Source organism: Paenibacillus sp. Y930, assembly GCF_056786375.1.
Window position 1 is genome coordinate 504,411 of sequence record NZ_JBXCIX010000004.1, and the last position, 15,254, is coordinate 519,664.

Here is a 15,254-nt window from a genome sequence, read left to right on the forward strand (position 1 = left end):
CGTCGAATATGAAGCGAACTTGGAAAGTACGGTTCGCGTGTACTTACTAATGTACACTTGCGCTTCCGCCTTTCTCAAGTAGCGCTCCATCTTCTCGGTTCTGAAAGCCCATATTTTGAACTTTCATTGTAGTTAAAAATTGATAATTGAGGTGGACTAATTGCAAAATTTTAAGCTAAAGCCAATGATTATCGCATTTATAGTTACGATTATAGTTGTAGTTACTGGTGGATTTACTTATCAGTATGTAGCTCAGCAAAAACCATTAGAAAATCAACTTAAGCAGGCTCAATTTTCAGAAGTGACGTTACCAATTGTAGAAGACGGAGATCGTGTCTTTATTGAGATTGCGCCGCTTCCTAATGTTACTTTGGAAGAAGCCGTTCATGAAATAGAACTAATTATGACCCAACATTCTTATAAGTCTAATCTTGTTACGATTTCTCTTACTAAGCAAGAGCAACGAGAGTTAGATTCACTTTGGGATACTCAGCTGTTCAATGTTGCTGAAGTAATGTCCTTACAGCAATACAGTAAGCTACCGAGCTTAATGGACTCATTAGAGCAGCAGAATACAGGCTTAGAAGCCAATGCCACGATTGATGACAACTATGTGTATATAACGATTAGAAAAGATCTGCAAGTGAAACATATATTACTTCCGATTCATAATCAGGAGATGGAGGTATGGCGCAATGCGTAACTATGCAAAGGAAAGTGCGATTGGTATACTTGCCGCCTTATTAAGTGTCACATTTGGTTATTTCATAAATATAGGAGCGGGCATATTTACAGTAGCTTTATTTGTTGTCGTCTATATGATGGCCACACAGTCTAATAAACAGGTAGGATTAGCTAGTCTGAAAAATCAAAAGGAATCAGTCATTGATGCGATTACTTTTGAACAGGTCGGTGGGCAATTACATGTCAAACAAGAATTAAGAGAAGCATTAGATTTTCTCGTTCAACGGGATCAAATTGCCGAGCGTGGCATTCGGATGATGAAAGGTATTTTACTTACAGGTCCTCCTGGTACGGGGAAAACGATGTTAGCAAAAGCAGCAGCCAATTATACAGATAGCGTCTTTATCGCCGCATCCGGTAGTGAATTTGTGGAAATGTATGTCGGTACAGGGGCTAACCGTGTTCGTGAATTATTCAATAAAGCGAGAAAACAAGCGAAAGAGCATAATAAGAAAAATGCGATTATATTTATTGATGAAATAGATGTTATCGGTGGTAAACGTGATGGCGGCCAGCATCGCGAGTATGATCAAACATTGAATCAATTGCTAACGGAACTAGATGGTATTTATCATAATACTGAAGTAAATGTTTTGTTAATTGCTGCTACGAATCGGAAAGATATACTAGATGAAGCGCTATTAAGACCTGGTCGATTTGATCGACATATCGAAGTATCTCTTCCCGATAAAAAAGGCCGTCGTCATATTATAGAATTGCATGCAGCGAATAAAACAATTCATGAAGAGGTAGATTTTGATCAGATCGCCAAAGACACGTATCAATTTTCAGGTGCGCAGCTTGAAGCTGTGATGAATGAAGCAGCAATTTATACGATGCGTGAAGGGCAAGCAGAAATTACAAGAGATCATATTCAAGCGGCTATTGATAAAGTTTTATTAGGCGAAAGAAACAATCGAGAAGCTACTGTCGAAGACAAATTAAGAGTAGCACGACATGAAATAGGTCATGCTATTATGGCAGAAATAACGGCACCTGGGTCCGTCGCACAGATTGTTCTAACGCCCCGTGGTGGTGCGCTAGGCTTTGTGCGTCATACACCAACAACAGAAAAATTTTTATATACGAAAACTGATTTAGAAGGAAAAATTATGGTGACATTGGGTGGCTCAGTGGCCGAAGAGTTATTTTATGGAGAACGGAGTACAGGTTCTAAAGGGGATTTTGATCAAGCATTACAGCTCGTAAAAACGATGGTAGAGTCAGGATTAACATCTATTGGAATTATAGATAGTAGCATGATGACAGCCGATCGCTGGAATGAGATCACAAATCAAGTTTTAGATGAATTATTATTGAAGACGAAGCAAAAATTAGAAGAGCAATATGTGATTTTCGATCAATCCTTGCCACAATTAATGGAAGAGGAGTTTGTAAGTGGTGACAACTTTAGAAAATTATTGTGGAATAACGACTTAAATTAGATTTATTTTCGACAAATTGCATAAGAGCGCTTACCGAGCCTGCAAAATATCTCGAAAAGAGTTATAATGAATAGGATAAAATGTTGTAAGGGAGAAACGAAAAACCTATGATTAAGAAAGTTGGAGTTGTTGGAGTAGGGACAATGGGTCAAGGAATTGCTGAGATGCTAGCTAAAAATAGTTTAGATGTCTATATGCTTGAAATTTCTAATGACCGATTAAAGCATGCTTTGAACATGATTGAGATGAGCCTAGATAAACAAATAGAGAAATGGGCTATTACATCATCAGAGAAAAAATTAATTCTTTCTCGTATTCATACTATTTCGAAAATGGAAGAGTTAACGGGTTGTGAGTTGATTATCGAATCCATTACGGAAGATTTGGATCAAAAGAAAGAGATATTTAAGCAACTTGATCAAGTAACAAGTGCTGATACAATTCTTGCAAGTAATACTTCATCACTTAGCTTAACTGAAATTGCAAGTGCAACATGTTCTCCAGAGCGTGTTATTGGTATGCATTTCATCCATCCTGTATCGTCAATTGATATGGTTGAAATTGTACGTGGCTTGAAAACTTCCGAAGAAACTGTGGAAGTAACCAAGCAATTTGTCGAGGAAGACATTCAGAAAAAAGCAGTTATGGTATTTGAATCTCCAGGTTTTGTAACGACTCGTTTAATGTGTCTATTCATTAATGAGGCGCTTCATGTACTTGAAGAGGGTGTTGCTACAGCTGAAGATATCGATAATGCTATGCGTGTTGGATATTCATTCAAACTCGGTCCATTCCAAATGGCAGATCAATTTGGCTTAGATTCGGTTCAAGCTGCACTTGAAAACATGTTCCGTGAATATGGTGAGTTGAAATACCGACCATCTATCGTACTGAAGAAAATGGTGCGAGCTGGACATCTTGGAGTTAAAGCTGGGGTAGGATTTTTCAAATATGATGCGGATGGAGATCGAGTCGAATGAAAGTACTTGTAATTAATGCTGGAAGTTCATCTTTGAAATATCAATTATTCGATATGACGAATGAATCTGTATTAGCAAGTGGTCGTGTAGAGCGTATCGGGATGGATTCTTCGATCGTTACACATGAGCCAGTAGGGAAAGAAGAAGTTGTTGAAGTAAAAGAAATATTGGATCATGTAACTGCTGTTAAGCGAGTGATCGATATGTTAATTCATGCCGAGCATGGCGTAGTAAAATCGATGGCTGAAATCGATGCAGTAGGTCACCGTATTGTTCATGGTGGCGAGATTTTCAAAAATTCTGTTATCGTTACGGATGCAGTGAAGAGCGAAGTCAAACGATTGTTTGAGCTGGCGCCACTTCACAATCCAGCGCATATGATGGGAATTGTAGCTGTAGAAATGAACTTGCCAAATGTACCGCAAGTGGTTGTATTTGATACAGCATTCCATCAAACGATGCCAAAAACATCTTACTTATATGCGATTCCAAAATCATTGTACACGCGTCATAAAGTTCGTCGTTATGGATTCCATGGAACATCCCATGCTTATGTTAGTGATGTTGCAGCGAAAGTGCTTGACAAAGAGTTAGCTTCATTGAAAATGATTACTTGTCATATCGGTAACGGTGGTAGTCTTACAGCGATCCTTAATGGTCAATCGTTCGATACAAGTATGGGAATGACTCCACTTGAAGGACTGATGATGGGTACTCGTAGTGGTGATTTAGATCCTGCAATTGTTCCTTTCGTTATGAATAAAGAAGATCTAACATTGAACGAAGTGAACTCTATGTTGAACAAGCATAGTGGACTATTAGCAGTATCGGGCCTGAGCTCTGACATGCGTGAGATTACTGATGCGATGGATGAAAACGAAGAAGCGAAACTTGCATTCGATATGTACGTATATCGCGTGAAAAAATATATCGGTAGCTATGCTGCAGCAATGAATGGTCTAGATGTTATGGTATTCACAGCGGGCGTAGGGGAAAACTCTGTTGTTCTTCGTAAAGCAGTATGCGAAGGTCTTACATTCCTAGGACTTGATCTTGATGAGGAATTGAATGCGAAGCGCAGCAAAGAGCCGCGTGTTATTTCCAAGCCAAATTCTCGTGTTAAAGTAATGGTTGTTCCGACGAATGAGGAGTTATTAATTGCAAGAGACACATATAATTTAGTGAAGTAAGGTAGTTCAAAAAGTGGATTTTGATAACGATGAGTATGCTAACGTAGCTTAGTCGACATCGAATATGAAGCGAACTTGGGAAGTACGGTTCGCGTGTACGTAATCATGTACACTTGCGCTTCCGCCTTCCTCAAGTAGCGCTTCATCTTCTTGATTCTTAAAGCCCACTTTTTGAACCTTTATTGGAAGTGGTAGTTCAAAACAGTCGCATGTAATCGCGATGCGCATGCTAACGCAGCGTAATCGATGGTGAATGTAAGTTATCCAATGAGAGGAAGGTATTTATGAGCGATCATATATGGAAGGCTTACGCCCATGGTATGAATGTGGTTTTGCAGGAAGGCGGAATTCATGTCTCTTCCTTGTTACTACGCAGCTATCGTGCACTTGGGTTAGATGATTCGGAAGCTATGCTGCTACTTCATATTATTCAGTTTGCTGAGGTTGAACATAATCCTTTCCCAACTCCAGAGGAGCTTTCTGAGCGAATGGGTGTTCATAGTCACATTATTACCGGGTGGCTACAGAAGCTTTCCAATGCTGGCTTCATCACGATTGAACAGGAAACGATTCATGATATTATTGGAGAAACCTATAATTGGTCAGGCTGGTATATGCTTGCTACGAATTGGTATGCCAAAGAATTACGAGCTACGAAGAAAGCAGAGCGTCAGAAAGTACATAAAGTAGTTCATCAAGATCAAGCGGCTCAGCTATTCACATCGTTTGAACAAGAGTTTGGTCGGCCATTATCACCAATGGAATATGAAACAATAAGTGCTTGGATTGATCAAGATCGTTACTCCGATGAAATTATTCGATTTGCATTGAAAGAAGCTGTCTTTTCTGGAAAACTAAGCTTAAAATACATCGATCGTATTCTTATTGAATGGGCTCGCAATCGAGTGACAACTGCGGAAGAAGCTAAGTTACATTCGCAAAAGTTTTATTCTAAAAACCTATAAGTCAGTAGTGAGAACGTGATGCAAAAAAATGTATCGTACTCACATGACTTATAGGTTTTTATTTGTGCTATTATATTAAGTGTTATTCTGCATGATAACAAAAAGTTTAGGAGGATATCAAGATGAATCCAACCTGTCATATTCTCATTGTTGACGATGAAGTACTAGTAAGGCAAGGTATAAAGCATTTATTGAACTGGGAAAATGAAGGGTTCAGTATAGTAGGCGAAGCATCGAATGGTAAAGAAGCATTAGAAATGGTAGAGCAACTATCACCGCATATTGTCATTACAGATATCGTCATGCCGCTAATGGATGGTGTTGAATTTACAAGTATTCTAAAAACAAGCTATCCACATATTGAAGTTATCGTATTAAGTAGCTTTGGAGAATTCAATTATGTACGCTCAACCTTCCAAAGTGGGGTTGCAGATTATATACTAAAGCCAAAATTAGAGGCGAATCAATTATTGACTATATTGAAGCGAGTAGCTAATAAAATACCATCGCTTCAGCTTATTGAAAATATGAAAGAGGAAAATCTTAGTATTAAGATGACATTAGATAAATTGATGTCTGGCTATGAAATCGATACTTCAATGGAAAGTGTTTATGATGTTTTTCCACATAATAGTTTTCGGTTTTTTGGAGCCGAAATGAAAAATATAGCTAACGCAAATAAAGATTATTGGCTTGAGCAATTAAGTGCAATGTTTCTTTCGCATGAAGGGAATATGGTAGCTATGCCGTTGCCAACGGATAATAACTTGGCAGTCTACATTTTGAATATGAATGATCGGGATTGGGAGCAGATTATGCCAGAGATTCGTAGTTTTGCAATCCATACTACGACATCAATAGCGGGATTATGCTGGACTTTAGGAGATCCATTTACAAAAATTAGTGAGTTATATGAGCAGTATCATCAAAGGTTTTTGAAAATGTGCTCTTACCGTTTTTATTTGCCTCACCATACCATACTTATTACTAGAAATGAATTACCGAAACTACATCATGAATCGGTCGAATTTAATATGAGTCAGTTTACTGAGCTTATGCAAGCACGTAATTTTAGTCAAGCGTTAGAAGTGTTATTTGAATATTTCAAATATGCATCAGCCGACTACGAACAAGATGTATTCGCCTTCAAAACGGTACTAGGCAACATCATATTCAATATTACAATCATTTTGGGGAAGCTAGAAATGGATACGGGACATATAGAAAGTAAAAAATACAATTATTTCAGATCGATTAATGAGGCAACTCATGCTTCCGTCGCCCTAAAAGAATTATATGATTTTATCGATGAAATGAATGTAACATTAGCAACGAGTAAGCAAACTTCGGCTAATCCCAACATGACGATGATTATTAGTTATATAAGGCAGCATTATATGGAGCCGATTAATTTAACGGATATTGCGAATCATTTTCACTTCAATCCATCTTATCTTTCGAGCTTCTTTTCGGCTCATAATGATGAAGGTTTCAGTGAGTATTTGAATCGTGTTCGAGTGGACAAGGCTGCTGAATTACTGCAACAAGCGGAATTATCAATTTTTGAGATTAGTGAGAGGGTAGGCTACTCCGATCAAAGTTATTTTACTAAAGTGTTTAAAAAACATAAAAGTGTTTCACCTAGTCAATATCGTAAAGGAAACCAAACACAGAAAAGAGAACTGTTATGAAGTGGTTGAAGGACAAATTTAGATACAAAGGGTTATTTATTAAGATGTTTTCCGTTACATTGATTAGTGTAATTATGGTAGCATGGCTTACTTGGTCTGTCATGCTCCAGATGTCCGAGAAAGTATTTATGGATACATTTAGCATTACGAATAGTAAAATTATTAATCAAATTCAAACAAGTGTAGAAAACATGAACTATGCTGTTTCTATGACAGCAAGTAATGCTAATGATAGTGGGGAAATTAAGCGGTTTTTAACAGTAGAAAATCAAACGACTATAGAAGCATTACGTAGTCACTATCTCGTTTCGCAGGAGATGAATCGACTGCAATCCACAGTTTCCGTCTATCCCATTTCTATGATGATATCAGGAATGAATGGGAATCGTCATGAGACGAAAAATTCAATTTGGCCTACTGCTTATTATGATATGAAAGACGATGAAATTACGATAAAAGCATTAGAGGAACCAAAAAAGCTACAATATCATTTGGATCAGACTGAGCAACAAGGAAACGCAGTAATAGTTGCTGCCAAAGCTTTATTTGATAGGTCAAGCGGTTTTCAGTATGGAGTAATATATTTTGCAATCAAAGAAACAGAATTTAAGAAGAGCTATACAGGATTTACAAGTGTTGGAAACGATGTGTTGTTAATAGACCAAGAAGGACTTGTCGTTTCGTCGAATCGAGAGTCCTTAATTGGGACGAATGAAGGACAATTATTATCGAATATTATTGAGATGGATAATAATGGAGTAAAAGTAACGGAAATAAAAAGGGAAGGTAAACAGCATCTTCTGTTGGCAACATATTTGCCAACGTATGATCTGTACATTGTGAATACGATTGACAAAAGTGCTGCTTTAAGTCAAATGATGAACTTTAAAACGGTAGCTGTTATTTGTGCATTAATTGTTTGCATCGCTTTATTCATTGTATTTATTATTACTAGCCGAATTACGAGATCATTAACATTATTAGCTAGGCAAATGTCTCGAATTACAAAACGTAATTTTGGCAATTATTTCACCGTATCAGGTAGTTATGAGATAAAGGAACTTGGAAATGCCTACAACTACATGCTTGACGAATTAAATGACTATATTAATCAATTAATTCAGACGCAGAAAGATCAACGGAATGCAGAACTGTCAGCATTACAGATGCAAATTAACCCGCATTTTCTCTATAATACATTAGCATCTATTAAAATTTTGGTACAACAGGGCAATAAGGAAAAAGCTGCACTTACAATAAATGCTTTAATTGAGTTACTGCAAAATACGATAGGAAATGTAAGTGAAACAATAAGTGTGGAAGATGAACTAGTCAACTTGAAAAATTACGTATTAATCAACCATATTCGATATGGTGAGCAAATAAATGTAAGTTATTTCATCGATGAGAAATGTAAAGATTATCAGATCCCAAAATTAATTATACAACCATTTATCGAAAATTCCTTCTTTCACGCATTCCAAGGGCGAAGCGATGGATATATATACGTTATGATTTCACGAGAAGAAAGCAATCTTGTATGTGAAATTGTCGATAATGGAATAGGTATCGAACAAAAAATGCCTACAAAGCAACAAAACACAAGACATTCTAGTCATTTCTTCTCAGGAATAGGAATTCGCAACGTTAATGATCGCCTTGAATTGTTATATGGAGATACTTATGGCGTGAATATTATTAGCTCGGCAGATCAAGGTACACGTATTGTTATAACGATGCCGTTAATATCACCACAAAAAAATACAAAAATATAAAAAAAGTCACAATTCATAATTTCAGCCCCTTAAGGAACAATAGATATGACCAATCCATACAAAGATATTTCTAACGAGAGCGTAAATGAAGTTGATATAATGTAAATGTTAGCTGGCAAACGCTTTCAACTTAAAGTATAGAAAAGACAAAGGGGCTGAATTAAAATGAAGAAATTATTAACAGTAGTGTTAGCAAGTTTTATGCTTCTAACGGCTTGTTCTAACAATGCGAATACTGGAAACACTGGTACTCAACCATCAGGCAAACAAGAAATTACAGTATGGGCATGGGATAAAGCTTTCAACGTTGGTGCAATGGAAAAAGCTAAAGAAATGTACACAGAGACAAATTCAGATTTAACAGTGAATATTATTGAAAATGCACAAGATGATATTATTCAAAAATTGAATGCTGGTTTTAACTCTGGGACTACGAAAACTCTTCCGACAATCGTTTTGATCGAAGATTATCGCGCACAAAGCTTCTTACAAGCTTATCCAGATTCTTTCTTTGCACTTGATGAGTACATCAATGCTGCAGATTTCGCAGATTACAAAATTGGACCAACTAGCTACGAAGGTAAACAATATGGTGTGCCTTTCGATACAGGTGTAACTGGTCTTTATGTTAGAACTGATTACTTAGAGCAAGCTGGTTACACTGTAGCAGATCTACAAGATATTACTTGGGATCAATACATTGAAATCGGTAAAGTAGTAAAAGAAAAAACAGGCAAACAAATGCTTACACAAGATCCTAAAGATCTTGGATTAATTCGTATGATGATTCAATCCGCTGGTTCTTGGTACTTACAAGAAGATGGTGTTACACCAAGCATCGCTGACAATGCAGCTTTAACTCAAGCTTTTGAATCGTACAAAAATATTATGGATTCTGGAATTGTAAAAGTTATTTCTGACTGGAGTCAATTTGTTGGTGCTTTCAATAATGGTGATGTAGCTTCTATTCCTACAGGTAACTGGATTACAGCATCAATCAAAGCTGAAGCTTCACAATCTGGAAATTGGGCAGTAGTACCATTCCCAACGCTTCCAAATGTTGCTGAATCTGTTCACGCATCTAACCTTGGCGGTAGCTCTTGGTATGTATTGAATGTTGATGGCAAAGAAGCTGCTGCTGAATTCTTGAAAGCAACTTTCGGTTCTAGCGTAGAACTTTACCAAACTTTAGTAACTGATATTGGAGCGATTGGTACTTTGAAAGCCGCTGCAACTGGTGAAGCTTATACAACTGCAGATGAGTTCTTCGGTGGTCAAAAAGCTATTTCTGATCTTGCTGCTTGGACAGAGCAAATTCCAAATGTAAACTACGGTATGCACACTTATGCAATTGAGGATATTTTAGCAGCTGAAATGCAAAACTACTTGGGTGGTACTGAACTTTCTAAAGTATTAAGTAACGCTCAAACACAAGCTGACACACAAATTCGTAAATAAAATTATTCCTTAGAGTAAATAACATTAACAATAGATTCTTCTGATCAACTGTTCTATTTCTGGCAGGGGATGGGAGAATCTAATGTTTTTGCAACAGTGAAGAAAGGGGCTATCTAAGTGGAAGCAACCAAGAAGGGTTTGGGTTCTCAGACTAAAGCGAATCTTACAGGATGGGCTTTTATAAGTGTCGCATGTATTATGATTGTCATTTTCTACTTCTATCCGATGATTCAAGCATTAATATTATCTTTCAAATCAGGTAATGGTATGAATCTTGAGTTTGTTGGTTTTGATAATTATGTAAGATTATTTAGTGACAAAACGTTCAGAGCAGCCTTAACAAACACAATGATTTACTTAATTATCCAAGTGCCGGTTATGATTCTATTTGCACTATTTATCTCGGTGTTACTGAATAGCAGCACTTTGAAATTCAAGGGTTTTTTCCGGACAGCAATGTTTTTGCCTGCCGTTACATCATTGGTAGCTTATTCTATTGTTTTCAAATACTTATTTGCAACAGACGGTTTAATTAATAAAATGTTAATGAAGGTACATTTACTTAATGCACCAATCGAATGGATTAACGATCCTTTTTGGGCGAAAGTAACGATTATTATCGCAATAACTTGGCGTTGGACGGGTTACAATATGATTTTCTACTTATCCTCATTGCAAAATATTGATAATTCCATTTATGAGGCAGCACGTATTGATGGTGCTTCAGCAACTAGACAATTTTTTGGTATTACCATTCCATTGCTTAAACCGATTATATTATTTACGTCAATTACATCGACAATAGGTACATTACAGCTATTTGATGAGGTCGTGAACATAACAAAAGGCGGTCCTGGTAATAGCACATTGTCGATTTCTCAATACATTTATAATTTATCATTCAAATATTCTTCAGACTTTGGTTATGCAGCGACGGTTTCTTATTCCATCGTGATTATTATAATCATATTAGCATTCTTGCAGTTCAAATTGGCAGGTGACGACAAATGAATAAGTTAAAACAAATTTCAATGTATTCGTTTTTAATTATAGCTTCAATCGTCGCGATATTCCCATTTATTTGGATGATTATTAGTGCGACGAATGAATCTAAAGATGTAACAAAGGGAACGATCATTCCGGGGACGCATCTTTTTGAAAATATTAAAAACTTATTTGCCACAGTTGATATTGCACCTGCATTATGGAACTCCGCCAAAATATCGATAACTACGACGATATTAGCGTTAATCATTGCATCATTAGCTGGCTATGGTTTTGAAATATTCCGTACCAAAGCAAAAGATAGAGTATTCTCAATTATGTTAATGTCTATGATGATTCCCTTCGCAGCGATTATGGTGCCTTTATTCCAAATGTTCGCGAAAGTATCTTCAGTAGCACCAGCTATTGGTGTAGACACATTGGCAGGAGTAGTTTTGCCAACAATGACAACAGCATTTCTAATTTTCTTCTTCCGTCAGAATGCGAAAATGTTCCCGAGAGATCTTTTGGAAGCAGGGCGTATTGATGGATTAACAGAATTAGGTTTGTTCATACGAGTTTTTATGCCTACAATGAAAACAACATATGCAGCAGCTGGTATTATCACGTTTATGTCAAGCTGGAACAACTATCTGTGGCCACTAATTGTACTACAGTCACCAGAGAAGAGAACCGTACCGATGTTAATTTCTAATCTAGGTTCGAGTTATACACCTGATTATGGTATTATTATGACTGCGGTTGTTATTTCTACAATTCCTACAGCACTTGTGTTCTTCTTTATGCAGAAGCATTTCGTGGCAGGTATGACAGGTTCTGTGAAATAACTTGATCTATCTAAGCCAGACAATGCTCCTCATGGGCATTATCTGGCTTTTACATTATGAATTGGAGGGTTTATTTCATGACAACAATTACACCACAACTAGCTTGGTTAACGGACACAGCAGTATTTGCCGTCAATCGTGTACAAGCACATTCTGATCACAACTATTATGAAACGTTCGATGAAGCGATGCAAAGGGCTCCGATGGCATTACGTCATTCATTAAATGGCAACTGGAAATTTCAATACTCGCCAAACCCTGTAGATCGTCCTGCAACATTCTTTGAAAGTAATCATGATAGCTCTAGCTGGGGCTATATCGAAGTTCCTGGTCATATTCAACTACAAGGGCACGGTAAACCGCAATATGTAAATACGATGTATCCATGGGATGGTCAACATGAACTTAGACCACCTGCGGTTGCAATGAACGATAATCCTGTTGGCAGTTATATTACTTATTTCAATGTTCCTTCAGCAATGAAAGATAAAAAAACATATATCTCTTTCCAAGGTGTTGAGTCAGCGTTTTACGTATGGCTGAATGGTCAATTTGTTGGATATAGCGAAGATAGCTTTACACCATCAGAATTTGAATTAACACCGTACTTAATTGAAGGTGAAAATAAACTAGCGGTAGAAGTATATCAACGCAGTACAGGTAGCTGGCTAGAGGATCAAGATTTCTGGCGCTTCTCAGGTATTTTCCGTGATGTATACTTGTATGCTACTCCTGAAATTCATGTTCAGGATATGTTTATCCATGCCGATCTTGATGATACGTATGTATTGGGTGATCTATCTGTAGATCTTACGTTACAAGGCGATAAAGCTTACACAATTGCCATGCAATTATATGATGCGAGTGGTGCGCCAGTTGCCGAGACTAACTCCATATTAAGTTCAGCTAACAAAGTAACCGTTAAGCTAGATGCTGGTGAGGTTAATCCTTGGAGTGCAGAGTCACCTTATCTATATGAGCTTTTCGTCATGATATCCGATGAGCAAGGTGAACTAATTGAAGTTGTTACTTATCGTGTTGGATTCCGTCGTTTTGAGATGATTAACAAAGTCATGCATATTAATGGTAAGCGTATTGTGTTCAAAGGTGTAAACCGTCATGAATTCAATAGTCGTCGTGGACGTGCCATTACAGATGAAGATATGCTAATGGATATTAGAACCATTAAGCAAAACAACTTGAATGCGGTTCGTACATCGCATTATCCTAACCAATCACTTTGGTATCATCTATGTGATGAGTATGGTGTCTATCTTATTGATGAGATGAACCTTGAAACACATGGTTCTTGGCAAAAAATGGGAGCAGTTGAGCCTTCTTGGAACGTTCCTGAGAACAAGCAAGAATGGCAAGATATCGTCATGGATCGTGCGATTTCAATGGTCGAACGTGATAAGAATCACCCATCTATTCTAATCTGGTCTGTAGGTAACGAAGCGTACGCTGGTGAAGTGTTATTGAACGTTTCTAACTACTTCCGTAGCGTAGATCCATCTCGTCTTGTACATTATGAGGGAGTATTCCATAACCGTAAGTACAATGATACAAGTGATATGGAAAGTCGTATGTATGCCAAACCAGTTGATATCGAAGAGTATTTGAACGGTAATCCAGACAAGCCTTATATTAGCTGTGAATATATGCATGCGATGGGTAACTCTGTTGGCGGATTGCACAAATATACGGAGCTTGAAAATAAATACGAGATGTATCAAGGTGGCTTCATCTGGGATTATATCGATCAAGTGATTGTGAAAGAAGATCGCTATGGTAAGGAGTTCCTTGCATATGGTGGTGACTTTGATGATCGTTCGACTGATTACAACTTCTGTACAAATGGAATTGTTTATGTTGATCGTCAAGAATCGCCGAAAATGCAAGAAGTGAAATTCCTTTATCAAAATATGAAATTAACGCCTGATGCTAATGGTGTAAAAGTCGTCAATGAGAATCTGTTCATTGGAACGGATGACTATGAACTAGTGATTGCGCTTCATCATAACGGCGAGCTAGTAGAAGATATTGCACTTGATATCGATGTAGCCGCTGGTAATGAATTGTATATCCCGGTTGACTTCTATACGGAGATAGAAGCAGGAGAGTATACAGTAACGGCTTCATTGAATTTGAAGGAAGCTACTCTATGGGCAGAAGTTGGACATGAAGTTGCTTTCGGTCAACATATCTTCATTGTTGAAGCAGAAGTAGTGGCACCAACGAAACGTACATTCCGCGTAGCGGAAGGCGATGTGAATATTGGTGTTCATGGTAGAGACTTTAGCATTATGTTCTCTAAGCAGGCCGGTACACTGATTTCAGTGAACTATGCTGGTCGTGAGATGATTGCTAGTCAACCAGCACCATTGTTCTGGAGAGCGATGACGGATAATGATAAAGGCTTTGCTCAAGGCTTTGAGTCAGGTGCTTGGTTTGCCGCGAGCTTAACTCGTAAATGCGTTAATCTTGAGCTTATCGAAACGGATACTGCTGTGACAGTAAAATACACGTACAAGCTAAATATTAGCGATGCAGTGACGGTAACGGTTGCTTATACGGTAACAGAAGGTGGAGCAATCCATGTGAAATCAGAATACTTTGGTGCAGAAAACTTACCAAAACTTCCGATCTTCGCGCTTTCCTTCAAGGTTCCAGCAGATTACGATCAATTAGATTGGTATGCTATGGGACCAGAAGAGAACTATATTGACCGTGCTTTCGGAGCCCGTCTAATGACGTTCAGTAACGAAGCGAAAGACAATGTGTCTGCGTATGTCGTACCACAAGAATCGGGTAACCGTACTGGTGTACGTCGTGTAGCGGTAACGAATAAGCTTGGACAAGGTATTAAGTTATCTTCACCTGCAACAGCACCTGTGGAATGCAATATTTCACCATACACTGCTTTCGAACTTGAAAGTGCTGCACATCATTATGAATTGCCGAATGTTCACTACACAGTTGTAACGGTAGCTGGCAAGCAAATGGGTGTTGGTGGAGACGATAGCTGGGGTGCTCCGGTTCATGATGAGTATTTGATTCAAGCGAATCAAAACTTAAGCTTTGAGTTCACAATCGAACGAGCATAATGAAAAGTTTATAAAGATGTGATCATATGAAATAGGCAGGGGAGGGGATTGAGTATCCCACTTCTAG

At 37.7% G+C, this 15,254-nt stretch carries 11 protein-coding genes; all 11 read left to right on the plus strand.

From position 1 onward, the window contains the following. Nucleotides 1-160 precede the first annotated feature (160 nt). The 11 genes from AC1TO5_RS14735 to lacZ all read left to right on the plus strand — a co-directional run bounded on the left by AC1TO5_RS14735 (nucleotide 161) and on the right by lacZ (nucleotide 15,187). The gene (locus AC1TO5_RS14735) at nucleotides 161-703 is read left to right on the plus strand and encodes a hypothetical protein (protein ID WP_482063579.1); all 543 of its coding nucleotides are present in this window, start codon (nucleotides 161-163) and stop codon (nucleotides 701-703) included. Then, a complete protein-coding gene (locus tag AC1TO5_RS14740) occupies nucleotides 696-2,189 on the plus strand; it encodes an AAA family ATPase (protein ID WP_482063580.1) in 1,494 nt (497 codons plus the stop codon). The genes AC1TO5_RS14735 and AC1TO5_RS14740 overlap by 8 nt, the downstream gene beginning before the upstream one ends. A gap of 107 nt (nucleotides 2,190-2,296) precedes the next feature. Continuing rightward, the gene (locus AC1TO5_RS14745) at nucleotides 2,297-3,169 is read left to right on the plus strand and encodes a 3-hydroxyacyl-CoA dehydrogenase family protein (RefSeq protein WP_482063581.1); all 873 of its coding nucleotides are present in this window, start codon (nucleotides 2,297-2,299) and stop codon (nucleotides 3,167-3,169) included. Then, nucleotides 3,166-4,359, plus strand: coding sequence for an acetate/propionate family kinase (locus AC1TO5_RS14750; protein WP_482063582.1), 1,194 nt, complete (start codon nucleotides 3,166-3,168; stop codon nucleotides 4,357-4,359). The genes AC1TO5_RS14745 and AC1TO5_RS14750 overlap by 4 nt, the downstream gene beginning before the upstream one ends. Nucleotides 4,360-4,643: 284 nt before the next feature. Further along, nucleotides 4,644-5,324: a DnaD domain protein gene (locus tag AC1TO5_RS14755; protein ID WP_482063583.1), complete on the plus strand. Its 681-nt coding sequence runs from the start codon at nucleotides 4,644-4,646 to the stop codon at nucleotides 5,322-5,324. Between the two features lie 122 nt (nucleotides 5,325-5,446). Beyond that, nucleotides 5,447-7,015: a response regulator transcription factor gene (locus AC1TO5_RS14760; protein ID WP_482063584.1), complete on the plus strand. Its 1,569-nt coding sequence runs from the start codon at nucleotides 5,447-5,449 to the stop codon at nucleotides 7,013-7,015. Further along, entirely contained in the window at nucleotides 7,012-8,790 is a 1,779-nt protein-coding gene (locus AC1TO5_RS14765) for a cache domain-containing sensor histidine kinase (protein ID WP_482063585.1), read from the plus strand. Before AC1TO5_RS14760 ends, AC1TO5_RS14765 begins: the two co-directional genes overlap by 4 nt. Nucleotides 8,791-8,955: 165 nt before the next feature. Further along, nucleotides 8,956-10,248, plus strand: coding sequence for an ABC transporter substrate-binding protein (locus AC1TO5_RS14770; RefSeq protein WP_482063586.1), 1,293 nt, complete (start codon nucleotides 8,956-8,958; stop codon nucleotides 10,246-10,248). A 117-nt stretch (nucleotides 10,249-10,365) separates the two neighbouring features. Further along, nucleotides 10,366-11,259 (plus strand): carbohydrate ABC transporter permease, encoded by an 894-nt coding sequence (locus tag AC1TO5_RS14775; protein ID WP_482063587.1) that lies wholly within the window; start codon nucleotides 10,366-10,368, stop codon nucleotides 11,257-11,259. After that, nucleotides 11,256-12,080, plus strand: a complete 825-nt coding sequence (locus AC1TO5_RS14780) for a carbohydrate ABC transporter permease (protein WP_482063588.1) — start codon at nucleotides 11,256-11,258, stop codon at nucleotides 12,078-12,080. Before AC1TO5_RS14775 ends, AC1TO5_RS14780 begins: the two co-directional genes overlap by 4 nt. Before the next feature lie 77 nt (nucleotides 12,081-12,157). Further along, on the plus strand, nucleotides 12,158-15,187 hold the full coding sequence (gene lacZ, locus AC1TO5_RS14785) for a beta-galactosidase, LacZ type (protein WP_482063589.1): 3,030 nt from the start codon (nucleotides 12,158-12,160) through the stop codon (nucleotides 15,185-15,187). Nucleotides 15,188-15,254 lie beyond the last annotated feature (67 nt).

Coding starts and splice junctions, on each gene's coding strand:
- AC1TO5_RS14740 (WP_482063580.1), top strand. CDS start 696: ATGCGTAACTATGCAAAGGAAAGTGCGATTGGTATACTTGCCGCCTTA.
- AC1TO5_RS14745 (WP_482063581.1), top strand. CDS start 2,297: ATGATTAAGAAAGTTGGAGTTGTTGGAGTAGGGACAATGGGTCAAGGA.
- AC1TO5_RS14750 (WP_482063582.1), top strand. CDS start 3,166: ATGAAAGTACTTGTAATTAATGCTGGAAGTTCATCTTTGAAATATCAA.
- AC1TO5_RS14755 (WP_482063583.1), top strand. CDS start 4,644: ATGAGCGATCATATATGGAAGGCTTACGCCCATGGTATGAATGTGGTT.
- AC1TO5_RS14760 (WP_482063584.1), top strand. CDS start 5,447: ATGAATCCAACCTGTCATATTCTCATTGTTGACGATGAAGTACTAGTA.
- AC1TO5_RS14765 (WP_482063585.1), top strand. CDS start 7,012: ATGAAGTGGTTGAAGGACAAATTTAGATACAAAGGGTTATTTATTAAG.
- AC1TO5_RS14770 (WP_482063586.1), top strand. CDS start 8,956: ATGAAGAAATTATTAACAGTAGTGTTAGCAAGTTTTATGCTTCTAACG.
- AC1TO5_RS14780 (WP_482063588.1), top strand. CDS start 11,256: ATGAATAAGTTAAAACAAATTTCAATGTATTCGTTTTTAATTATAGCT.
- lacZ (WP_482063589.1), top strand. CDS start 12,158: ATGACAACAATTACACCACAACTAGCTTGGTTAACGGACACAGCAGTA.